The following is a 25,381-nucleotide window of genomic DNA, read 5'->3' on the forward strand; positions in this document are numbered from 1 at the left end:
ACAAATCCATACCGGAGGCATCCAGTGAAACTGCTTCATCTCGATTCCAGCATCATGGGCGCAAACTCGGCGAGCCGCGTGCTCTCTGCCGCCATCGTCGAGCGGATCGTCGCAACCAACGACGCCGTGAATGTCACCTATCGCGATCTTGCCAGCGAGACGCTCCCGCATCTCTCCTTCGACGCGTTCATGACGCTCGACGCCGGCAAGGACGTGCAGCAGTTCCTCGAAACCGACGTCGTCGTGATCGGGGCCGGCTTCTACAATTTTTCGGTTCCCACCCAGCTCAAGGCCTGGATCGATCATATCGTCGTGCGCGGCAAGACCTTCGCGCGCGGTGAGAGCGGACCTATCGGTCTCGCCCAGGGCAAGCGCGTGATCGTCGCGCTGGCGCGCGGCAATGTTTACAGCGAGGGCTCCCCGTATCAGGCGTTCGAACATGCCGAGACCCTGCTTCGCTCGGTGTTCACGTTCATGGGTGTCCAAGATATCGAGTTCATCGTCGCGGAAGGGCTCGGACGCAGCGAGGAGGTGCGCCGCGCCTCGATTGCGAGCGCACTCGAAAAAGCGCGCGAGGTCTCTCCGAACGCTGCGGCTCCGGCTACGCCGGGCGCTTGAGCGCACGGGCGCGGATACACGGCATGCCCGGTTTTCGCGCCGCAAGACAACGATGGGATCGGCGCGCCATTCCGCGCCCCTGGTTTCGGCCGCACTTCGCTCCACTGACCGCAATGTCGTCGGCGTACGCTCGGACACATTGCGCGAGGCTGTGGCATCCATGCCTTCGCTCCTGGCGGGAAACATGCCCACCGGCCCTGCGCGAAGGACTTCTCGCGCCATGACGGAGGAATCGCTGCTTCGATTGCTCGAACGAAACGCCTGACACCGGATCCCCTGCCCGCGTCCCGGAGTCAGGCGCCCGTCCGGATCAGCCTTCACGATTCCTGCGCACTCGATTCCGCTGATCTCGGCCGCTTCGGGCCATGTGCCCTCGCGCATGTGGGTATCGGCGCGATTCACGCCGACAAAGCCGATCCTCGGCTCGAGTACATCGACTTGTGCGTGGTGAAACTCGTCCCTGTTGTAGCGCCGGGATTTCTTCATTTGCCCATCTCGGACGAGATCACGCCTGAGCAGATGCGTGGCTACGTCCAATGCGTGATACGAGACACGGCGCGTCACATCGATCGGCCGAACTACTACCTCATCGAGGGAGCGCGGACCTGCGCGGTGGGCGATCAGTTGATGAAGAAGGAGATCATCATGCAGGGCGCGGCCTGGGGCCATCCCCACGATTATCCGATCGAACAGGAGTTGCGGGACGGACGCCTTCCGTCGATTGGCGGACGGCATCTGCAAGGAGGGCGGGTCGAAATCACGGCAGCGCGCCGGCGCGATTTACCGCACGGGCCGATCGCAGATCTGCTTTGGAAACACATCAGGGAGGCGGCTGCGGACTTCAGAATTGATAGACAGGCGTGAATCGGAGAGACGGAGCGAACCTGTCCGAACCTTTGTGGGCAACGCATAAACTGACGGCCAAGGCGCCGCGTTTATGCTGCTGACAGTTGCAACACCAGGCGTATTTCCCGCAGCGACCGGGCCCATCGCACAGCATGGCCGATTTTCGGCAGGCCCTCGCGTAGCGTTAGAATAGCGCCCCTTCTCATGGGAGACGACAATGTCCTGGTTCGTTTATGAAGTGCCCGAATACCACGAAGACGCCGCGCGCATCGAACCCTTCAGCGAGCTGCGTAGCCGTGTGCTGAAAGCCGGCGGCCCGGCCATGGCAGACGACCTGGAAAGCGTTCGCGAAAACGCCGCGGCGACGGCAGACACGCCGGAGCGGCCGCTGCGTACCCCGGAAAATCCGCAGGTCTTTCCGATTCCTTACGCCGACTCCATGATCCTCGTCGGGTTCATCTTCGATCTGAAACGAGAATTCAGGCAGCTGATCGTGTCACCCGTGGAAATGCCGTGGCTGAAAGACGCGTAAAGCGTTGCGCCGGCGTGGTGTCGCACCCGGCGATCCGTTTCTCGGGATTCGTGTCAACGTACGCTTTCGTACGCCGCGCTTTATCGGCGCGCCGTTCATCGTCGCGGGGGGCGGACATGATCGCCACGGTGCTCCAGGCCGTCGGGTGGCGCTTCGCGGAGCTCGTGAACGCCAAGCTGCTGCCGCTGCCCTTCCCCGCGCCCACATACGAACTTTACTGCACTGGCATCCGCGCTTTCATCACGAGCCGGCCAACCGCTGGATCTGCGACGCGATGAGCGAACTCGTCAGAGGGCCGATGCAGCACGAGCCGTTGTCGAATACGAAGCGGCAGCGTTCGACGGCGGCGCGGTAGCCCGCACGGTGGCGAATGGCTAGCGCGCCCGATCGCGCAGCAGCAGGCGCGACCCGACCTCCACGATCGACGTAATCGCCGGCAGCAGTTCCTGGCCCAGCGACGTCAACTCGTATTCCACGGACGGCGGCGACGTCGGCAACACGCTTCGCCGGATCACACCCCGCTCCTCGAGATCACGCAGCCTGCCGGTCAGCACCTTCGCGGTGATGGTCGGGTTGTCGCGCCGCAACTCCGAAAACCGACGCGGGCCTTTGCTCAGGCACCAGATCAGTTCGGGCGTCCACAGACCGCCGATCAACGCCATGCATTTCGACATCGGGCAGCCGGGAAGCGGCTCCACCTTCTTTCTCATTCTCAAACCCATCGTCGTCCCGGGGATGGTTTCCATTTGGTTACTTGAAAATGATGGTAACTGATGGATAGATGGTTTCCAACGGAAACCTTCATCCCTACACTTGGAGCCTCACCTATCGATACACGGAGAACATGAACATGTATGCAATAACGGGAGCATCCGGGCAACTCGGGCGCCTTGTGATCGACGCATTGCTTGAAGCCGTGCCGGCCAACCGGATCGTCGCGGCGGTCAGGAATCCGGCGAAGGCACGCGACCTTGAAGCGCGCGGCGTGGTGGTGCGCGAGGCTGATTACAAGCGGCCTGAAACGCTCGCCACCGCGTTCGTCGGTGTCGACAAACTCCTGCTGATCTCATCGACGGAAGTCGCCGGCCGCCTGCCATTGCACCGCGCGGTGATCGACGCGGCCCGGCGGGCTGAAGTCTCGTTGCTTGCCTATACGAGCATGCTGCGCGCCGACACGTCGCCCGTCCGACTCGCGATCGAGCACCGGCAGACGGAAGAAGCCATCGCGGCCTCCGGCCTCCCCGCCGTCATTCTTCGCAATGGCTGGTACACCGAGAACCATCTGATGGCCCTTCCCGCTGCGCTCGAGCATGGCGCGTTCATCGGGGCCGCGAAGGACGGACGCTTCTCTGCCGCCGCGCGGAAGGACTATGCGGCGGCGGCGGCCGTGGTATTGACGACGGACGGCCACGCAGGAAAAACCTATGAACTGGCGGCAAACGATGCGTACACGCTGGCGCAACTGGCTGCCGAGGTTTCGCGGCAGTCCGGCAAGACCGTCGTCTACAACGATCTTGCGCAGGACGCTTATGCAGACGTGCTGACGAGCGCCGGGTTGCCACCCGAGTTTGCCAGCGTCCTGGCCGATGCCGACGTGGCCGCCTCGCGCGGTGCGCTGTTCGACGACGGCGGCGCCCTCGCGCGACTGATCGGTCGGCCCACGACGCCGTTGGCGAGCGTCGTCGCGACTGCGTTGCGCGATTAGGGCGAACAAGCCCCGATGAGGCATCAGCCAGCGCGGCTGCAGCGTGCGCGTTCGGGTGATGCTGCCGGGACGCGCGCCCGGCACGTGCTCCGGTGACAACGCTCGCCACCCGATGGCGGGCACGTGGCTCACAACCGGTAAGTTCGCATCGCATTGCGGACGAACAGCGCCTCGCGCTCGTCGTCGCCGGCGCCCGCGACAATCGCCGCATAAGCGTGCCAGAGCGCTTGATAGCCGGCATGGAGCCGATCGACCGGGAAGTTCGACGCGAACATGCAGCGCGCCGCGCCGAACGCGTCGATCGCCTCCAGCACGTACGGGCGGAAACTCTCGACCGTCCAGCGATGGTCGAACATCGCGAGCCCGGACAGCTTCATCGTCACGTTCGCCCGCCGCGCGAGCCCGCGCAGTCCGTCGCGCCATTCGCGCCAGCCGTGCACGCTGGTCCGGTCGACGAACATGCCCGTGTGATTGACGATTACGGGCGTGTCGGGGTGCGCGTCGATGACGGTGAGCGCCGCGCCGATCTGGGCGGGGTACAGCTGCAGGTCGAACGACAAACCGAACTCGCTCAGCATCCCGAAGTTCTCTCGCCAGCGCGGCTCGGCCAGATAGTCCACGTCGACGTAGTTGTACCAGGGGTCCGGATGCCGGTTCAACACCTGCCGGATACCGCGCACGTTCGGGTGCGCCGCCGCGCCCGCGAGCCGGATGCGTGCGTCCGGCGCGAACAGGTCGACGCCCGCGACGATGCCGTCCGGCATCCCGCCGCTCGCCGGCGCATCGGCAAGCGCCTGCAGCCAGTCGACTTCGCTCGGCGTCGTCCACGCATCGTGGATCGCCTCGACATGCACGACCTTCAGCACGTCGATATCCGCGCCGGCGTCCGCGCGCAGGTCCGCGGGCAGGTAGCGGCGCGGCAAGTCCGCCACCGCGCCCGAAAACGCCGGCTGAGCGCGATCGAGCCAGCTGTAGCTCAACGCGTCGGCGTCCCAGAAATGGACATGGGGATCGACAACCTGCATGTGGGCTCCGTGAGTTGATACGATACGATGATCCGCTGCAATGGGTCGGCACACGTCGAGCGCTGCCCATCCGTTGAACGGGCCGGCGTCATTCCAGATGAAACATCGGCTCCAGCGATTTCTCGACCGGACGTCCGTCCGGCCCGGTCGCCATCAGGTCGGCCATGTACGCCCACCAGCGGCGCATCACGTCCGTTTCGGCGAGTTGCGCGATCCGGTGATCGGCCGGCCGTTTGAGCACGGCGAACAGGTGATGGGTGTCGTCGTCGAGAAAAATCCAGTAGTCCGATATGCCCGCTGCACGCAGCGCGTCGGCGAGTTCCGGCCAGATCGCATCGTGCCGGCGTCGGTACTCATCCCGCTTGCCGGGGTGCAGGCGCATCCTGAAGGCGATCGTTTCCATGGTCATGCCTCGCGGTTTCATTGCAGGTTCACGTACATGCCGCCGTCGACGAGCAGCGCGGCACCGTTCACGTAGCGCGCCATGTCGGACGCGAGAAACACGACGCAGTCGGCGACGTCGTCCGGCTCGCCGAGGCGGCCGAGCGGAATCCGGCGCTCGAAGTATTCGGTCTTGCCGGGCGCGGCGAGATCGTCGTCGTTGATTTCGGTGCGGATCGTGCCGGGCAGCACCGAATTGCAGCGGATCCGATGCGGCGCGAGCGCGACCGCGCACGACTGCATCAGCGCATGGACACCGGCCTTGGTCGGCGTGTAGTGCGTCTGCATGCCGCCACCGACCAGCGCGCTGATCGAACTGGTCGCGACGATCGCGCCGCCGTGCCCTTGCGCGGCCATTTGTCGGGCGACGGCCTGGGTCACGTAGAACGCGCCGTGCAGGTTCACTTCCATCGTTCTTTGCAGCAGCTCGGGCGGCAAGTCCAGGAAGCCGTGGAACGGGCAGATTCCGGCATTGCTCGCCAGCACGTCGATCCGCCCGAATCGCTCGACCGCAGTCGCGACGAGTGCGCTTGCCGTGTCGGGCTGCGCGACGTCGCCCGGCACGGCGAGCGCGTCGCGCCCCGTCGCGCGGATCGCGTCGACGAGCGCGTCGATCTCGTGATCGGCCTGCGCGGGCAGCAGCGGGTTCGTCCAGTAGTTGACGACGACGTCGGCGCCATGCCGCGCACACGCCAGCGCGATCGCGCGGCCGATCCCGCGCGATCCGCCCGTCACGACGACGATCCTGTCTTCGAGCAACTTCGTCATTGGGCCCCTCCGTACACTCAGTGTTCATACGGGCGCTGCATGCGCACGTCCGGATTCAGGCGCACGCCGAAACCGGGGGTATCGGGCACCTTCATCCGCCCGCCGACCGGCACCGGCTCGTCGAGCAGCAGCGGATCGAACATCGGCACGACACGATCGGCCTGCGGCGCCATCATCAGGAATTCGGCGAACGGGCTGTTGTGCCGCGTCGCGACGAAGTGATAGCTGTAGACCGACGAGCCATGCGGAATCACCAGCACGCCACGCGCATCGGCGAGCGCCGAGATCCGCATCAGCTCGGTGAGCCCGCCGCACCAGCCCACGTCCGGCTGAATGATGTCGCAGCACTCCATCTCCAGCAGCATGCGAAAGCCCCAGCGGGTCGCCTCGTGCTCGCCGGTCGTGACGAGCATGCCGCGCGGCACGTCGCGGCGCAGCTTCGCATAGCCCCAATAGTCGTCGGGCGGCAGGCATTCCTCGATCCATTTCAGGCCGAGCGCATGCGCTTCGTGCGCGAGCCGCGTCGCATACGGCACGTCGAGACTCATCCAGCAGTCGAGCATCAGCCAGAAATCCGCGCCGACGCGCGAACGCATCTCGGCGAGTGCATCGAGATTGCGGCGCAGGCCGACCTCGCCCTCGGCCGGGCCGTGATGCAACGGCAGCTTGCCGCCGATGAAACCCATCTCCTTCGCGAGATCGGGTCGCGCGCCGGTCGCGTAGAACGCCAGCTCGTCGCGCACCTTGCCGCCGAGCAACTGGTGCACGGGCTCCTGCCGGACCTTCGCGAGCAGATCCCACAGCGCGAGGTCGACGCCCGAAATCGCATTGAGCACGACACCTTTGCGCCCGTAGTACAGCGTCGCGTAGAACATCTGATCCCACATCTTCTCGATGTCGGTCACGCGCTGCCCTTCGATGAAGCGCGCGAGATGCCGCTCGACGATGAACGCGCCGATCTCGCCGCCGGTCGTCACCGCGAAGCCGACCGTTCCATCGCTGGCCTCGACTTCGATCACGAGCGTGCCGAGCACGTTGATGCCGAACGACTGGCGGCTCTGCCGGTATTCGGGGTAGCGCGACATCGGCGTCGCAATGTGGTCGTCGATCCAGTGACAGGCATCCTGATCGTGGTAGTCGGCGCCGCCACCACGCACCGTCAGCGCGCGGACCGCGCGTATCGTCGGCATGCTCATTCTTCGGGTTCCTTGGTTGGGTGATCGAGTGAGAAGGCCGCCCGTACGCGTCGTGCGTGCCGGCTGCGGCGGAAATCGCAACGTCGTGCTGCGAGGCGGTTGCGTCAGCGTGCCCAGCGCAGCACCAGCGCGTCGAGCCGTCGCGCAATTTCGATCAGACCCGCGCGCGTCGCCGGATGCAGCGGCGCGAGCGGACGCCGCGGCGCGTCCGATGCGATCACGCCGCCCTCCTTCATCAGCGCCTTCGCCGCCAGCAGGCCGGCCTGACGGTTCTCGTAATTGATCAACGGCAGCCATTGCTCGTACTGGGCGACCGCCTCGTCGCGCTCCCTGGCGAGATATGCGGCGAGAATCGGCCGCAGCCCGTCCGGATAACCGCCGCCGAGGATGCTGCCGGTTGCGCCGGCATCGAGATCGGCGAGCAGCGTGATCGCCTCCTCGCCGTCGAACGGCCCTTCGATCGCATCACCGCCGAGCGCGATCAGCTCGCGCAGCTTCGCCGCCGATTGCGGCACCTCGATCTTGAAATAGCGCAGATTCGGAATCGTGTGCGCGATGCGCGCCAGAAACGCGGCCGATACCTGCGTGCCGCTCATCGGCGCGTCCTGGTACATGATCGGGATCTCGATCGCATCGGAGAGTTCGGCATAGAACTGCTCGATCGCGGCCTCGCCGCAACGAATCGTCGCGCCGTGGTACGGCGGCATCACCATCACCATCGCCGCACCGGCCGCTTGTGCGGCGCGGCTGCGCGCCGCGCAGATCGTCGGATTGAAATGCGTGGTCGTCACGATCACCGGCACGCGCCCCGCAACGTGCTCGAGGATCGCCGCGATGAGCCGCTCGCGCTCGTCGTCGGTCAACGAAAACTGTTCCGAGTAGTTCGCGAGGATGCACAGGCCGTCCGCGCCCGCGTCGATGATGAAGTCGACACAGCGCTTCTGGCCCGGCATGTCGATCTCGCCCGACTCGGTGAAGATCGTCGGCGCGACGGAGAACGCGCCCGTATAGCGGCGGTGAATCGGCGTAGTCAGGCTCATCTGCAATCCTCTCTTATAGTAAGTGATCCGAATTGTATGGCGCGTCGGTCATGCGCCAATACCACGATAAATCACGCGTCACACGCGCCCGTACCGCCCTCGCAGCCCGTCCGTCACGCCGCAATAGATTGCCTTCAGCTTCAGACGCTTGTTGCGCGCATGCAGCAGCACGAATGCGACGTGCTTGAGCGTGATGAGATTGATCAGCAGCATCGCCGGATAGCGCCGCCAATAGTCGCGCGCGACGAGAATGCAGTTGCGCGCCGCATAGTAGTGGCGTAGCGCGCTCTGGTCGAATATCTCGACGCGCGGCCAGTGCTGCTGCGCGGACGGGCTGCCGAGTTCGTGGGGCAGCGACACGTCGGCGTTGACGCGCACCGGCACGCCGTGCGCCTGCGCGCGCATGCAGTATTCGGCGTCGACGTGGTCGATGAAGAAGTCCTCGCGGAAGCGGCCGAGCGCGCGATACGCGTCGAGCGAGATCGCGGTGCCCGACGAGATAATGACCGAGCACGACAGCAGGCCCTGCGCGCCGCCGTGGATCGGCGTGATCTGCGCGGACCAGCGGCGCACCGTGAACAACGGCAGGTCGCGCTGAAAATTGCGGTTGAAGATCCGCGGGCCGACCAGGAAGCGGCTGTCGCCCACCCGCGCACAGCCGGCGAGCATGCGGTCGAAATAGTCGTCCGGAACGTGCGAATCCTGATCGAAGATGAAGAAGACGTCGCAGCCGCGGCCGATCAGGAATTCGACGCCGGCGTTGAACGCACCGGCGATGCCGCCGCGATTGTGATTCGCGATGACGTCGACGCCGCCTTCGGCGAGCCGCGCGTACAGTGCGCGGTCGGCGACGGGCGAATTGTCGACCGCGACGACGGCGGGGCTTTTCGCAGGCAAGGTCAGCAAATGCTCGATCTGCGCTGCTGACGGCTTGTACAGCGTGACCAACGTACCGTGTGTCATGACGGCACCTCGTGACGATCAAGTAGCGATGCGCCGCGCCGGTCGATCCGGGCGGCCCGTCCTCCTTTGCACGACTGCTTGTCTCGTCGACCGGCCTGCCCTGCCCGTTCGCGTGCTGCACGCGATCGTCGCAGGCGCCGCGGCCGATCTTGCTTTATTTTGCGTACAGCTTGACGACGCTCGCCTGGACGACGCGCGTGATTTCCTCCATCCGCCAGCGGATATGCGTGTCGGTCAGTGTCGCGCACCGCTCCGCATCGCGTTCGGCAAGCGCGTCGAGAATCTCGAGATGCTCGGTAAACGCCTCGTTGCGTCGCTGATCGACATCGACCCAGCGCACGTAGTGAATCCGCGCGTTGATCCCTTGCAGCACCCGGCCGATCTCGGCATTGCCCGACAACGCGGCGAGTTCCAGGTGAAACTGCTCGTCCTTGACGACCAGCTCCGACGACGACATCCGCGCGGCATTCTTCATCACCTGCTTCCAGAAGCGACGCAGCGCCTTGATGTCGTTGTCCGACGCGCGCTCGCATGCGAGCATCACCGCGGTCGTCTCGATCGAGCGACGCAATTCGAACAGATCGAACACATCCTTCCCCTCCAGTTCCCGAATGAAGAAACCGCGGTTCGGCACGAACACCAGCAGGTTTTCGGCAACGAGCCGGTTCAGCGCCTCGCGAATCGGCGTGCGACTCACGTTGAAGCGCTCGGCAAGCTCCAGCTCGTTGAACCGTTCACCCGGCCGGATCTCGTACAGCACGGCCATCTGTTTCAACTGCTCGTAAATCTCGTTGACCGTGAGGCCCGTGCGCGTCGGCGCTGCGGTCTCCCGGCCAGCCATAACGGAAGTCGACATCTCGTCTCCTGGTTCCACCTGTTGTCACCGCGCGTCATTATCCATCGGCAATTTGCCCGCGCGCGTCTTTTTACATGCACGCGCTATGCGTCAGCGCATCAGCAGGCTGCCGAAGCCCGGCACGGGATCGTCGATGCCCGCGAGCCTCAGCGCGTGCCAGGCGAGCGCATGATTGCTCGACAGCACGGGTTTGCCCGCACGCGCTTCGATATCGGCCAGCGCATCGACGATGCGCAGGCTCGTGCACGACACGAATACGGCATCGACGGCCGGATCGGCGGCGAGCGTCAGCACCGCGTGCTCGATCGACGCGCGCTCGATGCGGGCGACCTCGTTGTCGTCGCGGTGCTCGAACGAGCCGACCCGCACGATATCGACGCCGCGTGCGCGCAGGTACGCGGCCATCGCTTCGTTGATCGTGCGCTCGTACGGCGTCAGCAGCGCGACCCCGCGCGCGCCGAGCGCCGTCAGCGCGATGCGCGCGGCGGTAATCGGCGTGGTGCACGCGACGCCGGGCCGCGCCTCGCGGATGCGCTCGAACACGCGCTCCTCGCCGAGCACCATCGACGCCGACGTGCAGCCGAACGCGACGACGTCGAGGCGCTCGCCCGGCCGGATCAATTCGACCGCGGCGCAGATCCCGCCGTCCATCTGAGCGAGCGTCTCGGCGGTGATCTCCGCGGAATTCGCGATCCGGCTTTCGTAGAACGCGACGCCATCGATCGCGAGCAGACGTCGCCACTCGTATTCGATCGTATGGTCGGTCGCCAGCACGACGAGGCCGATCGCCGCGCGCCGCGCGATGCCGGCGTCGAGCGAGAAATCGAAGCGGGCGTACGCATCGCGCGCCGGGCCCGCGCCGACACCCGGATCGGACGCCTCGGAGGTGGAAAGAAGTTCGCTCATTGCAGGGTCATCCCGGTGATGTCGATGTCGGGCTGCTTGCCGTGGATCAGATCCGCGACGATCTTCGCGGTGCCGCACGACATGGTCCAGCCCATATGGCCGTGGCCGGTGTTGAAAAACAGGTTGCGGTGCCGGGATGCGCCGATGATCGGCGTGCCCTCCGGCGTCATCGGCCGCAGCCCGGCCCAGTACGACGGCTTCGCGTAGTCGGCGCCGTTCGGGAACAGCGCCTGCGCGGTCGCGAGCATGTGCGCGAAATCGCCCGGCGAATGCGTGGTGTCGTAGCCGCTGAACTCGGCGGTCGCGGTCAGCCGCAGCCGGTCGCCGAAGCGCGCCCATGCGACGAGCTGATTCTCCTCGACGCCGCCGAGCGCGGGCGGCTCGTGCGTGTCGTCGATCGGCAGCGTGACCGAGTACCCCTTGACCGGATAGATCGGCAGCCGGTAGCCGAGCGTGCGCGCGACGAACGGCGAGTACGCGCCGAGCGCGAGCACGTATCGATCGCCGGTCACGCGGCCCTGCGACGTCTCGACGTAGTCGATCGCATCGGCGCTCGCGCGCACGCCGTCGATCGACGTGCCGAAGCGGAATTCGACGCCGAGCGCGCGGCAGCGCTCGGCGAGCGCGCGCGTGAACAGATGCGCGTCGCCGCTCTCGTCGCTCGGGCAATGGATCGCGCCCGCGATCGCGCCCGCCGCGTGGCGCAGCGCCGGCTCGCGTTCGACGGTGGCCCGCGCATCGAGGATGTCGAGCGGCAGGCCGTTGTCGGTCAGGATCCGCATGTTCGCGACGCCGCGCTCGAACGATGCAGGGTCGCGATACAGGTACAACAATCCTCCGCTCGTCCGGTCGTACTCGAGCAGTTCATCATTCGTCGCCTGCTGAAGCCGCTGCTGCGCGTAACGACACAGCCGCACCTTGATCGACGTGTTGCGTCGCGAGCGCTCGGCCGTGCAGTTCTGCAGGAACAGCGCACACCAGGCCCACATCCGCCAGTCGGGCGTCCATTTGAGCCGCAGCGCCTGGCCGTCGGCAAACAACGACTTGAAGAGAATCTTCGGCGCACGCGGCGATGCCCAGGTATACGAATGGCCGGGCGCGATCAACCCCGCATTCGCGAAGCTCGTTTCGAGCGCGACGCCGTCGCGACGTTCGATCACCGTCACCTCGTCGCCCGCCTTCGCGAGAAAATACGCAGTGGTCACGCCGACGATGCCGCCGCCGAGCACGATCGTCTTCATACTCCGCTTCTCCTGTACTAGCTCGCGGCGATCGCCGCGATCTCGACCGTGTACTGCGGAAACGCGAGCTTCGATTCGACGCACGCGCGTGCCGGCGGCTCGCCCTGCGGCACCCACGCGTCCCATACGCTGTTCATCTCGGCGAAGCTGCGATAGTCGGCCAGCCAGATGCTCGCGGACACGATCCGGCGCTTGTCGAGCCCGGCGTCTTCGAGCAGCCGGTCGATCTTGTCGAGAATCTGACGGGTCTGCCCCGCCACGTCGAGCGACGTATCGTCCGCCACCTGCCCGGCGACGAAGGCCAGCCCGCCCGCGACCACCAGTTGGCTCATCCGTTCACTCACGCCGTATCGCTTGATCTCCACCATCTGACTGTCCTCCGAGGTCGTGTCGAGTTGGGCTGATTTAAGCACTGCAATTCACCTCTGTATACACTTTTTTCAGAAATATCCTCCATTGCGCCAGATTGGCGCGCTTGTGCACCACGACTATCCACGCTCTTTGAAAGCGTGCATAAATGCATGAAAACAGGGATATTTTTCTATCGTTCCAGAGACTTTCACGATTCCGCACAGCGACTCGAAAATTTATTTGCAAACGATTTTTGATCTGTGATTCTGTCGACACTTCTGTATATCAAACCAGGCCGACATCCGTGCGGCCGACCATGCGACGGGAGAACGAAGATGAAGGCAAGTCAGTGGAGTGTCGGTGTCTGGATCGCACTCGGTGCGCTTGCGTCGGGCGCCGCGCAGGCCGACGTCAGCGTGGGTGCGGTGCTGCCGCTGACCGGCGCGAGCGCGTCGATCGGCGAAGACCAGCGCCGCGGCATCGAGCTTGCCGTCGCGCAGATCAATGCGAAAGGCGGCGTGCTGGGCCAGAAGCTCGCCGTGCGCATCGAGGATTCGGGCGGCTCGGCCAATACCGCACTCGACGCCGCGCGCAAGCTCGCGACCGTCGAGCACGTGCCGGTCGTGCTCGGCGAGTTCTCGTCGTCGGTGACGATTCCAGTCGGACAGTTCCTGGTGCGTCAGGGCGACGTGCATATCAACATCGGCTCGTCGAGCCAGCAGGTGCGCAAGATCGGCGCGGGCTCGTTCAGCGTGATCGGGCTGGACGACCTGTCCGCGCGCTTCGCGGCTCAGGACGTGTACGCCCGCAAGCTGCGGCGCATCGCACTGATCGCGCCGAACAACGGCTATGGCCAGGGCATCGCCGGCGAATTCAAGAAGCGTTTCGAGGCGCTCGGCGGCACCGTGGTGTCGACGGTGCTCTACACGGAAGGACAATCGACCTATCGCCGCGAACTTGAGCAGGCATCACGCGCGCAGCCCGACGCGTATGTCTACAGCGCCTATGGCCAGGAGGCCGCGACGCTGAACCGGCAGGCATTCGAGATGCGTCTGAACCAGCACCCGTGGTACGGCATCTATCTGACGATGTGCACGAGCGACACGCCCGCGCAGATCGCGCAAGGCCAGATCGGCCTCGAAGTCGCCGCGCTCGGCGCGGGCGCGAAAGCGTATGCGAGCGCCTATCAAGCCGCGTACAACGAGGCGCCGCGCTCGGCGTTCGGCAGCTATGCGTACGACGCAACGCTGTTGTCCGCCGCGGCGATCGGTCGCGCGCAATCCATCGACCCGGCGAAGATTCGCACGGCGCTCGCGGCATTGGGCAAGTCGTATACCGGCGTGACCGGCGCGATCGCGTTCGATGCGGACGGCCAGCGGGAAGTCCAGCCGTACGAGAAGGTGGTCTACCGCCAATCGGTCGTCGCGCAGCAGTAAGCGCCCGCCCGGATGAACCAGAGGACCTCGCCATGCTGTCATTCATTGTCGACGTATTGATCCGCACCGCCGATCTGCTGCTGGTGTCGGTCGGCCTGTCGACGCTCTATTCGCTGATCCGCTTTCCCAACATCGCACATGTCCAGTACGCGATGCTGGGCGCATTCGCGACGCTCTGGCTGGAACGCGCGGGGCTGCCGTTCGCACTCGCGACGGCCGTGTCCTGCGCGCTGGTCGGCACCGCCGCGACGCTGCTGAACCTGTTCGTTTTTGCGAGACTGCTGCGCTCCGGCAGCGCGGTGGCGATGATCGGCTCGCTCGCGATCTCGATGCTCGCGGTCGCGCTGGTGCTCGGCATCGCCGGCTCGCGACCGCAACAGTATGCGCAGGACGTGCATCCGCCGATGGTGATCGCCGGCGTCGCGCTGTCCGTGCCGCAACTGGGCTCGATCGCATGCGGCGCCGGCGCGCTCGCGATATTCGCGGCGCTGCTGTACCGCACCGGGCTCGGGCGGGCGATGCGTGCGCTCGCCTCGAATCGCGCGCTGGCGCTCGCGACCGGCATCGACGCGACGCGCGTGACCAACGTGATCACGTTCGCGAGCGGCGTGCTGGCGGCGCTCGGCGGCACGATGCTCGGCGCCACCGAGAGCGTGCATGTGAATCTCGGCTACGGACTGCTGATCCCGGTATTTTCCGCGGCGATCCTGGGCGGTCTCGGCAACCCGCTCGGTGCCGCGGCCGGCGCGCTGTTGATCGCGGTGGCCGAAACCGTCGCACTGAACGTCGATTTCGGCGGGCTCGTCGATCGCCCGATGCAATTCTTTCCGGTCGAGTACGTCGGCGCGGTGTCGTTCGCGATCCTGCTCGTCGCACTGATCTTCCGGCCCTACGGCATCTTCGATCGGGAGGTACGGCGTGTCTAGCTTCGTCATCCATCTGCTGACCGTCGGCTGCCTGTACGCGACGATGGCGCTCGGGTTGAACCTGCAGGCCGGCTATGCGGGCCTCGTCAATTTCGGTTTCATTGCGTTCAGCGGGCTCGGCGCGTATGCGGCCGGCATCGCGTCGCAGCTCGGCTGGCCGCTGCCTTCGGCGCTGACGCTCGCGCTGGCCGCCGCGGGTGCGCTGGCGATCGTTGTCGCACGGCTCGGGCGGCAGCTCTCCGCCGACTACTGGGGGATCGCGACGCTCGCGATCGCCGAGATCCTGCGCACGATCGCGCTCAACGAAAGCTGGTTGACCGGTGGCGCGCAAGGCATCGGCGGCATCGCGCCGCTATTCCCCGGGCTGCGGGCGCCGTGGGCCGAACTCGCGTTCCTCGCGGTCACGGCCGGCTGCCTCGCGCTCACCTATGCGACGTACCGGCGCCTGACCGCAAGCCGCTTCGGCCGGGCGCTGAAGGTGATGCGCGAAGAACCCGCGCTCGCGGTCTGCTTCGGCTACGATCCGCTCGCGCTGAAAACGCGGGCGTGCATTGCCGGCGCGCTGCCGGCCGCGCTCGCCGGGGCACTCGCCGCGTGGTACATCGGCTATGTCGGGCCGGACGCGATGATCGCGTCCGAGACCTTCGCGCTGTGGACCGTCGTGATGGTCGGCGGCCTCGGCAGCCACGCAGGCGTGCTGGTGGGCACGCTGATCGTGCAGGCCGTCTACGCGCTGGCGCCGTTTCTCAAGGACTGGCTCGATGTCGGCAGCGACCTGACCGGCGCGGTGCGACTGGGCCTGGTCGGCCTGATGCTGCTCGCGTGTGTGCTCTGGCGTCCGCACGGGCTCGTACCCGAGCGCCTGGAGGTGCGGCCATGAGCGCGCTGCTCGATCTCGACGGCGTGACGATCCGCTACGGCGAGAACGTCGTCTTGTCCGGGGTCACGCTGTCGGTCGACGGCGGCGAGATCGTCGGACTGCTCGGCCCGAACGGCTCCGGCAAGAGCACCGCGCTCAACGCGATCACCGGGTTCGCGCCGCTCGCGGCGGGCGCCATCCGCTTCGACGGTCAGCGGATCGACGCGCTGTCGCCGCACAGGATCGCGCGGCTGGGCGTGCGCCGCACGTTCCAGTTGCCGTCGATGCCCGCGCGCATGTCGGTGCTCGAACTCGCGATGGCGGCTTCGTCCGCCCACCACGGAATCGCCGCCGCCCTCTGGCGCGGCCGTGCGACGCGCGCGCTCGATGCCGATACGCGTGCACGCGCCGCCGCGCTGCTGGACGAACTGAAACTGTCCGGCGTCGCGCACCTTTGCGCCGCGTCGATCTCCGGCGGCCAGAAGAAGCTGCTGGGCATCGCGTGCGCGATGATGACCGAGCCCAAACTGCTGCTGCTCGACGAGCCGACCGCCGGCGTGCACCCGAACCTGCGCGGCGAGTTGATCGACGAACTGCGACGGATTCGCCAACAGGGCGTCACGCTGGTCGTCATCGAGCACGACATGCATTTCATCCGCGAGCTGTGCGACCGCTGCGTCGTGCTCGACCGCGGCGTGACGATCGCGAACTGCCGGCCGGCCGAGCTGGAGCGCAACCGTCGCGTACTCGACGCGTATCTGGGGCGCGCCCATGCCGCCCCTCGTCCGCTGGAGGCGTCATGATCGACGTGCGCGAACTCGTCGCCGGCTATACGCCCGAAGTCGACATCCTGCATGGCGTGTCGCTCACGGTCGGCGCCATCGACATCGTGACGATCCTCGGCCCGAACGGCTGCGGAAAATCGACGCTGCTGAAGTCGATCGCGGGCTTCGTGCTGCCTCGTGCGGGCAGTGTGACGATCCAGGGCACGGACGTGGCGCGCGTGCCGGTCCACCGAAAGATCCGCGAGTACGGGATCGGCTTCGTGCCGCAGACCGACAACGTGTTCGCGTCGCTGACGGTGCGCGAAAACCTGATGCTCGGCGGCCAGTCGATGTCGGCGTTTCCGCGCGAGGCGCGGATCGACGAGCTGTGCGAGCAGTATCCGGTGCTTCGGCGTCGCTACCGGTCGCTGGCCGGCGCATTGTCCGGCGGCGAGCGGCAAATCGTGTCGCTCGCGCGTGCACTGATGCCGCGCCCGGTGTTGCTGCTGCTCGACGAGCCGTCGGCCGGCCTGTCGCCGAAGATGGTCGACGAGGTGTTCGACGCGATCGTCCGGATGCGCGACACCGAGCATATCGGCGTGCTGATGGTCGAGCAGAATGCGATCGAGGCGCTACGCATCGCGGATCGCGGCATCGTGCTGACGATGGGGCGCGTCGCGCTCGAAGGCCCCGCGGCCGAGCTGCTCGACAGCGACGAGATGCGGCGCCTGTACCTCGGTGGGAGGGCCGCATGAGCGGCGGGAGCGCCACGCCGGCCGCCGGCGCATACACATCCGCCGCGGCGCGTCCCGTGCTCGTGATGGTCGCGCTCGCGTGCGGCTTCGTGATGGCCATGCTCGACGTGACGATCGTCAACGTCGCGCTGAAGGCGATGGAAAGCAGCCTGTCGATGTCGCTGACGGCGCTGGTGTGGGTCGTCGATGCGTACACGCTCAGCTTCGCCGCGCTGTTGCTGCTCGGCGGCGCGGTAGCGAATCGCTACGGGTCGAAGGCCGTCTACGTCGCCGGGCTCGCGCTGTTCGTCGGCGCGTCGGTGCTGTGCGCGGCCGCGCAGTCCAGCGGCGCGCTGGTCGCGGCGCGCCTCGCCCAGGGTGTCGGCGCGGCGCTGTTCATGCCGAGTTCGCTGAGCCTGCTCACGCTCGCGTTCCCGCCGGGACCGATGCGCACGCGGATGATCGGCATCTGGGGCGCGCTGGTGTCGGCCGCGATGGCGCTCGGGCCCTGCGTCGGCGGCGTGCTGGTCGACGCGATCGGCTGGCGCGGCATCTTCTGGGTGAACCTGCCGGTCGGCGCGGCCGGCCTGTGGCTCACGTACCGGCATATCGCGCGGGCGCCGCGTCATCCCGGCCCGCTGAATGCGCTCGGCCATCTGTTCGGCGCGCTCGCGCTCGCCGCGCTGAGCTTCACGCTGATCGAAGGGCCGAGCGCCGGCTGGCACTCGCCGTCGATCCTCGCCGGCGTGGCCACGACGTTCGCCGCCGCCGCGGCATTCGCGTTACGCGAGCGCTACGCGAATTCGCGCATCCTGTCGCCGGCACTGCTCGCGAACCGGCGTTTCGTCGCGGGCAGCACGCTGGGCCTCGCGATCAACTTCGGCATTCTCGCCGAGATCTTTCTGTTGAGCCTCTATTTGCAGAACGTCCGCGGCGCGAGCGCGCTCGTCGCCGGGTTCGAATTGTTTCCGCTGATGGCGATGTTCGGCATCGGCAATCTCGCGTCCGCGAAGGTCAGTGCCCGGTTCGGCGCGCGCCGCACGCTGCTCTCCGGGCTCGCGCTGGCCGCGCTCGGCAGCGTGGCGCTCGTCGGCGTCGCGGCGATGCCGTATCCGGTGCTGGCCGTCGCGATCGGCTTGGCCAACTTCGGCGCCGGCCAGGCCATTCCGGCGATGAATCTCGTCGTGATGCAGTCGGCCGATACGGCGGACGCGAACCTTGCCGCCGCGTCGCTGAACGCGAGCCGGCAGATCGGTTCGCTCGTCGGCATCGCGATCGCGTCGGTGATCCTGCACGTGATCGACGATCCGGATCGCGCGACGGCCGTCGGCTTCGCGGTGATCACCGCGCTGTACGCGCTTGGCTTCGCGATCGTATTCCGTGCGATTCACGTTGACGGTGCCGAGCAGCCGTAGCCGGGCGCGCACGGTATCGAAGGCAATCGGGCGCAATCGAAGCATTCGGTGTATTCCGCGTATCACGCACGCACTTTTCCTCTTGCAGCGAGGGACCTCATGCAAACAGCGATTGGCCGTAAAGGACTGATTCTGGCGGGCGGCTCGGGCACCCGGCTCCACCCGCTCACACATTCGGTATCGAAGCAATTGATGCCGGTGTACGACAAACCGATGATCTATTATCCGCTCAGCACGATCATGCTGTCCGGCATCCGGGACGTGCTGATCATCTCGACGCCGCGCGATCTCGACGCGTTCCGGCAACTGCTCGGCGACGGCAGCCAGTGGGGCATGAGCTTTTCGTATGCGGCGCAGCCGAGCCCCGACGGTCTTGCGCAGGCATTCGTGATCGGCGCGCCGTTCATCGGTCGCGACGCGGCGACGCTCGTGCTCGGCGACAACATCTATCACGGGCCCGCGCTGTCGTCGCTGCTGCAACAGGCCGCCGCACGGACGACCGGCGCGACGGTGTTCGGCTATTACGTGCGCGATCCGGAGCGCTACGGCGTCGTATCGTTCGACACGGATGGCCGCGCGATCGACCTCGAGGAGAAGCCGCGCGAGCCGAAGTCGAACTACGCGGTCACCGGCCTCTATTTCTACGACAACGACGTCGTCGAACTCGCGAAGGCCGTGCGACCGTCCGCGCGCGGCGAACTGGAAATTACCGACCTGAATCTCGCGTATCTCGCGCGCGGCGCGCTGAACGTCGAGATACTCGGGCGCGGCTACGCATGGCTCGACACCGGCACGCACGAATCGCTGCTCGACGCGGCCAATTTCATCCAGGTGATGCAGGCACGGCAGGGCCTGCAGATCGCGTGTCCCGAGGAAATCGCGTACCGGCTCGGCTGGATCGATGCGGAGCAGCTCGAAACGCTCGCCCACAAGCTCGCGAAAAGCGGTTACGGCCGCTATCTGCTCGATCTGCTGAGCAAGGAGGTCGCGGCATGACACGCGTGATCGAAACGCCGTTGCCCGGCGTGCTGCTGATCGAGCCCGGCGTGTTCGGCGATGCGCGCGGCTTTTTCGTCGAAAGCTTCCGGGCAAGCTGGCTGCGCGACGCCGGCGTCGACGCCACCTTCGTCCAGGACAACCAGTCGCGCTCGCGTCGCGGCGTGCTGCGCGGGCTGCACTACCAGCGGGTGAATCCGCAAGGCAAGCTGGTGCACGCGGCGCGCGGCGCGGTCTACGACGTCGCCGTCGACATCCGGCGCGGCTCGCCGTTCTTCGGCTGCTGGTTCGGTGCACGGCTCGACGACGTGTCGCACCGGATGCTGTGGATTCCGCCCGGCTTCGCGCACGGCTTTTGCGTGTTGTCCGACGAGGCCGACTTCGCGTACAAGTGCACGCAGTACTACGATCCCGATTCGGATGCGGGCGTGCGCTGGGACGATCCGGAGATCGGCATCGACTGGCCGGATTCCGGCGCACCGTATCAGTTGTCGGACAAGGATCGTCGGCAGCCGCCGCTCGCCGAACTGGCAGCCGGCGCGCCGGCGCTGCTGCCCGTATACGGGGGTGCGCGATGACGATCGTCGTGACCGGCGCGCTCGGCCAGGTCGGCCGCGAACTGGTGTTGCGCGCGGGCGAGCAGCCGCTCGTCGGGCTGTCGCGCGCCGCGCTCGACATTGCCGATGCCGGCTCGGTGCGCCGCGCGCTCGACGAACACCGGGCCTCGCTCGTGATCAATGCCGCCGGATGGACCGCCGTCGACCGCGCGGAGGCCGAGCCCGACGCCGCGTGGCGGGCGAACCGCGACGGGCCGGCCGTGCTGGCCGACGCGTGCGCCGCGCTCGGGATTCCGTTGATTCATCTGTCGACCGACTACGTGTTCGACGGCCGCATGCCCGGCCCGTACGCGGAAACCGCCGCCGTCGCGCCGCTCGGCGTGTACGGCCGGAGCAAACTCGCGGGCGAGGAAGCGGTGCGCGAGCGACTGCCCGACCGTCACCTGATTCTGCGCGTCGCATGGGTGTTCGGCGCGCACGGCGGCAATTTCGTGCGCACCATGCTGCGCCTGGCGCGCGAGCGCGAGGTCGTCGGCGTCGTCGCCGATCAGTACGGCGGCCCGACGCATGCCGGTGCGATCGCCGACGCGCTGCTGACGATCGCGGCGCGATATCGGACCGGTGAAGTGCTGCGCTGGGGCACCTATCACCTGTGCGGCACGCCCGTGACGACATGGCACGGCTTCGCCGAAGCAATCTTCACCGAGGCGCGGCGCGCCGGCCTCATCGACCGCGTGCCGCTGGTCCGGCCGATCCGGACCGACGCCTATCCGTTGCCTGCGCCGAGACCGGCGAATTCCGCGCTCGACTGCAGCCTCCTGCGAGAACACTTCGGGGTCGAATCGCCTTCGTGGATCGCGGGTCTCACCGACGTGTTTGCCACCTGGAAGCGAACCCAATGAGCTATCGACCCAAACATGTTCTCGTGACGGGCGGCGCCGGTTTCATCGGCGCCAATTTTGTCCGGCATCTGCTCGAAAGCGACCCGCAGGTCAGCGTCACCACGCTGGATCTGCTGACCTATGCGGGCAGCCTCGACAATCTCGGCGACGACCTGCCGGGCGCCGATCGTCATCGCTTCGTCCTCGGCGACATCTGCGACCGAACGCTTGTCGAGTCGCTGCTGCGCGATCATGCGATCGACACCGTCGTCCACTTCGCGGCCGAAAGCCACGTCGACCGCTCGATCGACGGCCCCGGCGAATTCGTGCGCACGAACGTGCTCGGCACCTGGACGCTGCTCGACGCGTGCCGCCAGCTTTGGCTGAACGACCAAAAACTCGGCCGGGCCGACGCCCTCGCGCGCCGCCGCTTTCACCATATCGGCACCGACGAGGTGTATGGCTCGCTGGGTCCCGACGACCCGCCTTTTTCGGAAACGACGCCGTATGCGCCGAACTCTCCGTACTCGGCCACCAAGGCAAGCTCGGACCATCTGGTCCGGGCCTATTTCCATACGTACGGATTGCCCGTCACCACGACGAACTGCTCGAACAATTACGGGCCGCGCCAGCACGGCGAGAAGTTCATTCCGACCGTGATCCGTCATTGCATCGAAGGCACCGACATCCCCGTGTACGGCGACGGCGCGAACGTGCGCGACTGGCTGTACGTCGACGACCATTGCCGCGCGATCGACGCGGTCATCCGGCGCGGGACGGTCGGCGAGACCTACACCGTCGGCGGCTGCAACGAATGGCGCAACGTCGACATCGTCGCGCTGATCTGTACGCTGCTCGACGCGCGACGGCCCGAACACGCGCCGCATGCGCGCCTCGTCCGGTTCGTCACCGATCGCGCGGGTCACGACCGGCGCTATGCGATCGATGCGGGGAAACTCGCCCGCGAACTGCAATGGCGGCCGGCGGAGAGCTTCGAAACGGGGATCGTGAAGACGCTGGATTGGTATGTATAGAGGCGGTGGCGCTCGGCACGTCGAGGTCGCGCCGTGCCGAGGGTCGAGGTCAATCGCCAGGCCGTGGTTGCTGATGGCATCGCGTGAACCTTTCCATTTGAAAGCCTGGCGCGGCCCGCGCCTTGCTCCCCTGCAACGTGCGCAACATCCCAGGTTGCGACCAGGAGAGCAAGATGACACGTCAACAGCCACAGGCAGACAAGCAGACAGGTAACGAGAAGCCCGCGGAGAAACGCGACGACGGGCAGCAGACCTTCGAAACCGATATTTCGGAAACCGGCGACGACGGCACCACGGTGCGTCAGGCCGAGGTTCGCGAGGACGACCTGTCCGAAGTGAAGCCGCCGTCCGGGCCGTCACGCTGAACAGTGGACACGACGCGGCGGCGGAGGTACGCCGCCGCGTCTTTTCCAGCGTGCCGTTGCAAATTCCGCCCTCTATCGCCGTGCTCCGATCCGCGCAACGTCGGACATGTCGGACCCTGCCGTCTCGACGTCGACCATGCCGGTCCGCTCCAACGATGAGTCCCCCACATGGCACCCGCACGTATCGACAGAATGCCGATGCCCCCCTTGAAATCCACGCGCCGTATCCTATTTTAGGTATCGCTCGAGGCAGTCGCGGTTGACGCGCTGCGTGTTTCGATTTGTTTGTCAGCGACCCTGTCGCGGATGGACGAACTGGAGCGCGTGGTCCGGTTCGTCCCTTCGCAAGGGACACAACAGGAGCCAGTCATGAGCGATATCTTCTTTCCCACCGATCTGCTGGCGGAATTCGACCGCCTGCAACGGCAGATGGCCAGCGTGTTCACGGGCTTTCCGGCCAGTCTGCGCGCGCCGCGGCCCGGTGCGTTTCCACCGGTCAATATCGGCAGCACCGACGACACGATCGAGATCGTCGCGTTCGCGCCGGGTCTCGCCCCCGAGAAGATCGACATCTCCGTCGATCGCCGGCTGCTGACGATCAGCGGCGAGCGTACTCCCGCGGACGACGCCGCAACCGGCGACGAGCGGCGCGTTTACGCGAACGAGCGGTTCATGGGCGCGTTCCGCCGCGTGGTCGAACTGCCGCAGCACGCGGACCCCGACAAGATCGAGGCGCGCTATACGAACGGCTGCCTGACGATCAGCGTCGGCAAGTCGGAAGCCTCGAAGCCGCGGGCGATCACCGTCCAGTAAACAGCACGACGTCACGAACGCATGACGGAGGACATCATGAGTGACACGAACACGACTGAACTGACCACCCGTCCGGCCGAAACGCGAACGGCCGTGACGAATCGGGAAGCGGCTCAGCGCGACACGCCGCGCACGCGGATTGCGCCAGCCGTCGACATCGTCGAGGACGCGCACGGCATCACGTTGTACGCGGACCTGCCGGGCGTGCCGCGCGAGAAGCTCGACGTCCGCGTGCACGACGGCAGCCTTGCCATCGAAGCGGAGGCCGTCGTTCCGACGCCACCGGGATTGCGTCTCCAGCACGGTGAAGTGCAGCATCCGCACTTCTCGCGCGCATTCACGCTGAGCCCGGATTTCGACGTGTCGCGCATCGACGCGCAACTGCGCGACGGCGTGCTGAAACTGAGCATCCCGCGACGCGAAGAAGCGAAGCCGCGGCGGATCCCGGTGACGACCGGGTGAGTGGATGCGCCGGGAGCGTTTCATCGACCCGGCGCGGTCCGCGCCGCTTGGCTTGCGCTCGCGGCGTGAAGTGCCGGCGCCCCGCTTCCGCGGCGGCGCCGGCGCCGCCGCGTCGTCACACATGCCGCATTTCCCTGCAGGAGGCATCTGATGCATACCAACAGGACGATCGAACATGGCGGATATACGGTCCGGGCCGTGGTCACCGACACGGAGACGGGCCGCTACTCGGCGGCGGCGATCCTCACGGATCGCGACGGTGAAACCCGGACGCTCGGCGTTGACGGCGACTTCGCCGATACCCGCGAAGCAAGTGACCAGGCGCTCGAACTCGCGCTTGCATGGATTCAGCGACGGTCGGTGGTGTCGGATCGGTATGTCAGACGATATCGAGCCATGTCGAGCAGCGATCCGGATCACGGACAACACGCACGGCGCTAGTCGCGCCGGACGTTGAGCATGCTTCCGGCGTGGGCCCGGGTGGCCGACGCCGGCGCTTGAGCATTGCCCGCCCAAAAGCGATACGGTACATCAGGAAGCCGTGTCGGGAGGCCCGATTAGCGGTGCGGGCCGCGGGATTCCGGCCGGCCGGGCCGCCCACCGTGCCACGCCAACACTGCCGCATGGACGACGCAACACGCATGACGCCGACGGAATCATGCAAAATGCTGCGCATCTGAGTGGCGGAGCGTGACCGGTGGGCATCAATTTCGATTTGACGGACTTGCAGGCGTTTCGCGCGGTCGTGGAAACGGGCAGTTTCCGCAAGGCCGCCGAAGCGGTCAGCCTCTCCCAGCCTGCGTTGAGCCGCCGGATCGACAAGCTCGAGGACGCGCTCGGCGTGCGGCTCTTCGAGCGCACCACGCGCCGCGTCGCGCTTACCACCGTCGGCCGCGTGTTCGCGCAGAGCGCCGAACAACTGCTCGACGATCTCGACGCCGCGCTGCTCGGCATCCGCGACGTGTCGTCGAGCCGCCTGGGGCATGTGACGATCGCGTGCGTGCCGTCGGTCGCCTACTATTTCCTGCCCCCCATCATCGCCCGCTATCATCAGCGCTTTCCGCGCATCCGGGTGAAGCTGCTCGACGCCAGCGCCAACGAAGTGCTGGGCGCCGTCATCAGCGGCGAGGCGGATTTCGGCGTGAGCTTCATCGGCAGCCAGGAGGCGGAAATCGAGTTCAAGGTGCTGCTCCAGGAACGGTTCGTCGCCGCCTGTCGCCGCGACCACCCGCTCGCGCGCAAGAAGCGCGTGACCTGGAACGAGCTTTACGAGCACGATTACGTCTCGGTGGACAAGACGTCCGGTAACCGCCTGCTGCTCGACCAGGCCTTGGCGGCCGTCGCGCCGCGCAAGCCGAGCGTCTGCGAGGCGCGCCACGTCACGACGCTGCTCGGAATGATCGAGGCGGGGCTCGGCGTCGCCGCGGTGCCGTCGATGGCGATGCCGGGGCATGACCATCCTGTCCTCACGAGCGTGCCGCTCGTCGAGCCGGCCGTGAAGCGGCGCGTGGGCATCGTCAAGCGGCGCGGCCGCTCGCTGACGCCGGCCGCCCAGGCGTTTCACCGGATGATCGTCGACGCGAAGCGCGGCGACGCCGGCAGCGGCACATCGGCATGACGACGACGGAACGGAAACAAAGGAAGGCGGCAT

General features: G+C 66.6%; 30 protein-coding genes. 19 read left to right on the forward strand and 11 right to left on the reverse strand.

The window, feature by feature from the left end:
• Nucleotides 1–24 precede the first annotated feature (24 nt).
• The 3 genes from A9Z05_RS25010 to A9Z05_RS25020 all read left to right on the forward strand — a co-directional run bounded on the left by A9Z05_RS25010 (nt 25) and on the right by A9Z05_RS25020 (nt 1,996).
• Nucleotides 25–618 (forward strand): FMN-dependent NADH-azoreductase, encoded by a 594-nt coding sequence (locus A9Z05_RS25010; protein ID WP_084044421.1) that lies wholly within the window; start codon nt 25–27, stop codon nt 616–618.
• Nucleotides 619–999: 381 nt separating this feature from the next.
• Nucleotides 1,000–1,482 carry a LysR substrate-binding domain-containing protein gene (locus tag A9Z05_RS25015; protein ID WP_069620463.1) on the forward strand — a complete coding sequence of 161 codons (483 nt, stop codon included), beginning with the start codon at nt 1,000–1,002 and terminating at the stop codon, nt 1,480–1,482.
• Nucleotides 1,483–1,681: 199 nt separating this feature from the next.
• On the forward strand, nt 1,682–1,996 hold the full coding sequence (locus A9Z05_RS25020; RefSeq protein ID WP_069620464.1) for a helicase: 315 nt from the start codon (nt 1,682–1,684) through the stop codon (nt 1,994–1,996).
• A gap of 374 nt (nt 1,997–2,370) precedes the next feature.
• Here the strand turns inward: A9Z05_RS25020 and A9Z05_RS25025 are convergent, their stop codons facing one another.
• On the reverse strand, nt 2,371–2,742 hold the full coding sequence (locus A9Z05_RS25025; RefSeq protein WP_256122086.1) for a helix-turn-helix domain-containing protein: 372 nt from the start codon (nt 2,740–2,742) through the stop codon (nt 2,371–2,373).
• Between the two features lie 104 nt (nt 2,743–2,846).
• Here A9Z05_RS25025 and A9Z05_RS25030 point away from each other — a divergent pair, with 104 nt between their 5' ends.
• A complete protein-coding gene (locus A9Z05_RS25030; RefSeq protein WP_069620503.1) occupies nt 2,847–3,701 on the forward strand; it encodes an SDR family oxidoreductase in 855 nt (284 codons plus the stop codon).
• 128 nt (nt 3,702–3,829) lie between these two features.
• Here A9Z05_RS25030 and A9Z05_RS25035 read toward each other — a convergent pair whose 3' ends face one another.
• The 10 genes from A9Z05_RS25035 to A9Z05_RS25080 form a co-directional block, all read right to left on the reverse strand.
• Nucleotides 3,830–4,726: an amidohydrolase gene (locus A9Z05_RS25035; protein WP_069620466.1), complete on the reverse strand. Its 897-nt coding sequence runs from the start codon at nt 4,724–4,726 to the stop codon at nt 3,830–3,832.
• 88 nt (nt 4,727–4,814) lie between these two features.
• On the reverse strand, nt 4,815–5,129 hold the full coding sequence (gene rhaM / locus A9Z05_RS25040) for an L-rhamnose mutarotase (RefSeq protein WP_069620467.1): 315 nt from the start codon (nt 5,127–5,129) through the stop codon (nt 4,815–4,817).
• A gap of 17 nt (nt 5,130–5,146) precedes the next feature.
• Nucleotides 5,147–5,935, reverse strand: a complete 789-nt coding sequence (locus A9Z05_RS25045; RefSeq protein ID WP_069620468.1) for an SDR family NAD(P)-dependent oxidoreductase — start codon at nt 5,933–5,935, stop codon at nt 5,147–5,149.
• 17 nt (nt 5,936–5,952) lie between these two features.
• The gene (gene rhmD / locus A9Z05_RS25050; RefSeq protein WP_069620469.1) at nt 5,953–7,131 is read right to left on the reverse strand and encodes an L-rhamnonate dehydratase; all 1,179 of its coding nucleotides are present in this window, start codon (nt 7,129–7,131) and stop codon (nt 5,953–5,955) included.
• A 104-nt stretch (nt 7,132–7,235) separates the two neighbouring features.
• A complete protein-coding gene (locus A9Z05_RS25055) occupies nt 7,236–8,171 on the reverse strand; it encodes a dihydrodipicolinate synthase family protein (protein ID WP_069620470.1) in 936 nt (311 codons plus the stop codon).
• 78 nt (nt 8,172–8,249) lie between these two features.
• The gene (locus A9Z05_RS25060) at nt 8,250–9,134 is read right to left on the reverse strand and encodes a glycosyltransferase family 2 protein (RefSeq protein ID WP_069620471.1); all 885 of its coding nucleotides are present in this window, start codon (nt 9,132–9,134) and stop codon (nt 8,250–8,252) included.
• A 154-nt stretch (nt 9,135–9,288) separates the two neighbouring features.
• Complete coding sequence (locus A9Z05_RS25065) at nt 9,289–9,990, reverse strand: GntR family transcriptional regulator (protein WP_069620472.1); 702 nt, start codon at nt 9,988–9,990, stop codon at nt 9,289–9,291.
• Between the two features lie 90 nt (nt 9,991–10,080).
• Nucleotides 10,081–10,896 (reverse strand): aspartate/glutamate racemase family protein, encoded by an 816-nt coding sequence (locus tag A9Z05_RS25070; protein WP_069620473.1) that lies wholly within the window; start codon nt 10,894–10,896, stop codon nt 10,081–10,083.
• Complete coding sequence (locus tag A9Z05_RS25075) at nt 10,893–12,137, reverse strand: D-amino acid dehydrogenase (RefSeq protein ID WP_069620474.1); 1,245 nt, start codon at nt 12,135–12,137, stop codon at nt 10,893–10,895. The genes A9Z05_RS25070 and A9Z05_RS25075 overlap by 4 nt, the downstream gene beginning before the upstream one ends.
• A 17-nt stretch (nt 12,138–12,154) precedes the next feature.
• Nucleotides 12,155–12,505: a RidA family protein gene (locus A9Z05_RS25080; RefSeq protein ID WP_069620475.1), complete on the reverse strand. Its 351-nt coding sequence runs from the start codon at nt 12,503–12,505 to the stop codon at nt 12,155–12,157.
• A 318-nt stretch (nt 12,506–12,823) separates the two neighbouring features.
• On the opposite strand from A9Z05_RS25080, the gene A9Z05_RS25085 reads away from it, so the two are divergent.
• From A9Z05_RS25085 to A9Z05_RS25155, 15 genes are all read left to right on the forward strand, one after another.
• Nucleotides 12,824–13,924: an ABC transporter substrate-binding protein gene (locus tag A9Z05_RS25085; RefSeq protein ID WP_069620476.1), complete on the forward strand. Its 1,101-nt coding sequence runs from the start codon at nt 12,824–12,826 to the stop codon at nt 13,922–13,924.
• Between the two features lie 32 nt (nt 13,925–13,956).
• Nucleotides 13,957–14,850, forward strand: a complete 894-nt coding sequence (locus A9Z05_RS25090) for a branched-chain amino acid ABC transporter permease (protein ID WP_069620477.1) — start codon at nt 13,957–13,959, stop codon at nt 14,848–14,850.
• Nucleotides 14,843–15,730, forward strand: a complete 888-nt coding sequence (locus A9Z05_RS25095; RefSeq protein WP_084044425.1) for a branched-chain amino acid ABC transporter permease — start codon at nt 14,843–14,845, stop codon at nt 15,728–15,730. Before A9Z05_RS25090 ends, A9Z05_RS25095 begins: the two co-directional genes overlap by 8 nt.
• Nucleotides 15,727–16,512, forward strand: coding sequence for an ABC transporter ATP-binding protein (locus tag A9Z05_RS25100; RefSeq protein WP_069620478.1), 786 nt, complete (start codon nt 15,727–15,729; stop codon nt 16,510–16,512). Before A9Z05_RS25095 ends, A9Z05_RS25100 begins: the two co-directional genes overlap by 4 nt.
• Complete coding sequence (locus A9Z05_RS25105; protein ID WP_069620479.1) at nt 16,509–17,228, forward strand: ABC transporter ATP-binding protein; 720 nt, start codon at nt 16,509–16,511, stop codon at nt 17,226–17,228. Before A9Z05_RS25100 ends, A9Z05_RS25105 begins: the two co-directional genes overlap by 4 nt.
• Nucleotides 17,225–18,622, forward strand: coding sequence for an MFS transporter (locus A9Z05_RS25110; RefSeq protein WP_069620480.1), 1,398 nt, complete (start codon nt 17,225–17,227; stop codon nt 18,620–18,622). Before A9Z05_RS25105 ends, A9Z05_RS25110 begins: the two co-directional genes overlap by 4 nt.
• 99 nt (nt 18,623–18,721) lie before the next feature.
• Nucleotides 18,722–19,618 carry a glucose-1-phosphate thymidylyltransferase RfbA gene (gene rfbA, locus A9Z05_RS25115; RefSeq protein WP_069620481.1) on the forward strand — a complete coding sequence of 299 codons (897 nt, stop codon included), beginning with the start codon at nt 18,722–18,724 and terminating at the stop codon, nt 19,616–19,618.
• Nucleotides 19,615–20,196: a dTDP-4-dehydrorhamnose 3,5-epimerase gene (rfbC, locus tag A9Z05_RS25120; protein ID WP_069620482.1), complete on the forward strand. Its 582-nt coding sequence runs from the start codon at nt 19,615–19,617 to the stop codon at nt 20,194–20,196. The genes rfbA and rfbC overlap by 4 nt, the downstream gene beginning before the upstream one ends.
• Nucleotides 20,193–21,077 carry a dTDP-4-dehydrorhamnose reductase gene (gene rfbD, locus A9Z05_RS25125; protein WP_069620483.1) on the forward strand — a complete coding sequence of 295 codons (885 nt, stop codon included), beginning with the start codon at nt 20,193–20,195 and terminating at the stop codon, nt 21,075–21,077. Before rfbC ends, rfbD begins: the two co-directional genes overlap by 4 nt.
• Nucleotides 21,074–22,090, forward strand: a complete 1,017-nt coding sequence (gene rfbB / locus A9Z05_RS25130; protein ID WP_069620484.1) for a dTDP-glucose 4,6-dehydratase — start codon at nt 21,074–21,076, stop codon at nt 22,088–22,090. Before rfbD ends, rfbB begins: the two co-directional genes overlap by 4 nt.
• Before the next feature lie 173 nt (nt 22,091–22,263).
• The gene (locus A9Z05_RS36415) at nt 22,264–22,455 is read left to right on the forward strand and encodes a hypothetical protein (protein WP_027810892.1); all 192 of its coding nucleotides are present in this window, start codon (nt 22,264–22,266) and stop codon (nt 22,453–22,455) included.
• 369 nt (nt 22,456–22,824) lie between these two features.
• Nucleotides 22,825–23,268: an Hsp20/alpha crystallin family protein gene (locus A9Z05_RS25140; protein ID WP_069620485.1), complete on the forward strand. Its 444-nt coding sequence runs from the start codon at nt 22,825–22,827 to the stop codon at nt 23,266–23,268.
• A gap of 36 nt (nt 23,269–23,304) precedes the next feature.
• Nucleotides 23,305–23,730 (forward strand): Hsp20/alpha crystallin family protein, encoded by a 426-nt coding sequence (locus A9Z05_RS25145; protein ID WP_069620505.1) that lies wholly within the window; start codon nt 23,305–23,307, stop codon nt 23,728–23,730.
• A 150-nt stretch (nt 23,731–23,880) separates the two neighbouring features.
• On the forward strand, nt 23,881–24,171 hold the full coding sequence (locus tag A9Z05_RS25150) for a hypothetical protein (protein WP_069620486.1): 291 nt from the start codon (nt 23,881–23,883) through the stop codon (nt 24,169–24,171).
• 256 nt (nt 24,172–24,427) lie between these two features.
• Nucleotides 24,428–25,348, forward strand: coding sequence for a LysR family transcriptional regulator (locus tag A9Z05_RS25155; RefSeq protein WP_069620487.1), 921 nt, complete (start codon nt 24,428–24,430; stop codon nt 25,346–25,348).
• Nucleotides 25,349–25,381: the final 33 nt, after the last annotated feature.

The sequence above is a fragment of the Burkholderia sp. A2 genome (assembly GCF_001729305.1).
Classification (GTDB): domain Bacteria; phylum Pseudomonadota; class Gammaproteobacteria; order Burkholderiales; family Burkholderiaceae; genus Burkholderia; species Burkholderia sola.

Coding starts and splice junctions, on each gene's coding strand:
- A9Z05_RS25085 (WP_069620476.1), top strand. CDS start 12,824: ATGAAGGCAAGTCAGTGGAGTGTCGGTGTCTGGATCGCACTCGGTGCG.
- A9Z05_RS25145 (WP_069620505.1), top strand. CDS start 23,305: ATGAGTGACACGAACACGACTGAACTGACCACCCGTCCGGCCGAAACG.
- rfbD (WP_069620483.1), top strand. CDS start 20,193: ATGACGATCGTCGTGACCGGCGCGCTCGGCCAGGTCGGCCGCGAACTG.
- A9Z05_RS25075 (WP_069620474.1), bottom strand. CDS start 12,137: ATGAAGACGATCGTGCTCGGCGGCGGCATCGTCGGCGTGACCACTGCG.
- A9Z05_RS25035 (WP_069620466.1), bottom strand. CDS start 4,726: ATGCAGGTTGTCGATCCCCATGTCCATTTCTGGGACGCCGACGCGTTG.
- A9Z05_RS25110 (WP_069620480.1), top strand. CDS start 17,225: ATGAGCGGCGGGAGCGCCACGCCGGCCGCCGGCGCATACACATCCGCC.
- A9Z05_RS25060 (WP_069620471.1), bottom strand. CDS start 9,134: ATGACACACGGTACGTTGGTCACGCTGTACAAGCCGTCAGCAGCGCAG.
- A9Z05_RS36415 (WP_027810892.1), top strand. CDS start 22,264: ATGACACGTCAACAGCCACAGGCAGACAAGCAGACAGGTAACGAGAAG.
- rfbA (WP_069620481.1), top strand. CDS start 18,722: ATGCAAACAGCGATTGGCCGTAAAGGACTGATTCTGGCGGGCGGCTCG.
- A9Z05_RS25080 (WP_069620475.1), bottom strand. CDS start 12,505: ATGGTGGAGATCAAGCGATACGGCGTGAGTGAACGGATGAGCCAACTG.
- A9Z05_RS25025 (WP_256122086.1), bottom strand. CDS start 2,742: ATGGAAACCATCCCCGGGACGACGATGGGTTTGAGAATGAGAAAGAAG.
- A9Z05_RS25045 (WP_069620468.1), bottom strand. CDS start 5,935: ATGACGAAGTTGCTCGAAGACAGGATCGTCGTCGTGACGGGCGGATCG.
- rhaM (WP_069620467.1), bottom strand. CDS start 5,129: ATGGAAACGATCGCCTTCAGGATGCGCCTGCACCCCGGCAAGCGGGAT.
- A9Z05_RS25150 (WP_069620486.1), top strand. CDS start 23,881: ATGCATACCAACAGGACGATCGAACATGGCGGATATACGGTCCGGGCC.
- A9Z05_RS25020 (WP_069620464.1), top strand. CDS start 1,682: ATGTCCTGGTTCGTTTATGAAGTGCCCGAATACCACGAAGACGCCGCG.
- rfbC (WP_069620482.1), top strand. CDS start 19,615: ATGACACGCGTGATCGAAACGCCGTTGCCCGGCGTGCTGCTGATCGAG.
- A9Z05_RS25140 (WP_069620485.1), top strand. CDS start 22,825: ATGAGCGATATCTTCTTTCCCACCGATCTGCTGGCGGAATTCGACCGC.
- A9Z05_RS25090 (WP_069620477.1), top strand. CDS start 13,957: ATGCTGTCATTCATTGTCGACGTATTGATCCGCACCGCCGATCTGCTG.
- A9Z05_RS25105 (WP_069620479.1), top strand. CDS start 16,509: ATGATCGACGTGCGCGAACTCGTCGCCGGCTATACGCCCGAAGTCGAC.
- A9Z05_RS25065 (WP_069620472.1), bottom strand. CDS start 9,990: ATGTCGACTTCCGTTATGGCTGGCCGGGAGACCGCAGCGCCGACGCGC.
- A9Z05_RS25100 (WP_069620478.1), top strand. CDS start 15,727: ATGAGCGCGCTGCTCGATCTCGACGGCGTGACGATCCGCTACGGCGAG.
- A9Z05_RS25030 (WP_069620503.1), top strand. CDS start 2,847: ATGTATGCAATAACGGGAGCATCCGGGCAACTCGGGCGCCTTGTGATC.
- rfbB (WP_069620484.1), top strand. CDS start 21,074: ATGAGCTATCGACCCAAACATGTTCTCGTGACGGGCGGCGCCGGTTTC.
- A9Z05_RS25055 (WP_069620470.1), bottom strand. CDS start 8,171: ATGAGCCTGACTACGCCGATTCACCGCCGCTATACGGGCGCGTTCTCC.
- rhmD (WP_069620469.1), bottom strand. CDS start 7,131: ATGAGCATGCCGACGATACGCGCGGTCCGCGCGCTGACGGTGCGTGGT.
- A9Z05_RS25070 (WP_069620473.1), bottom strand. CDS start 10,896: ATGAGCGAACTTCTTTCCACCTCCGAGGCGTCCGATCCGGGTGTCGGC.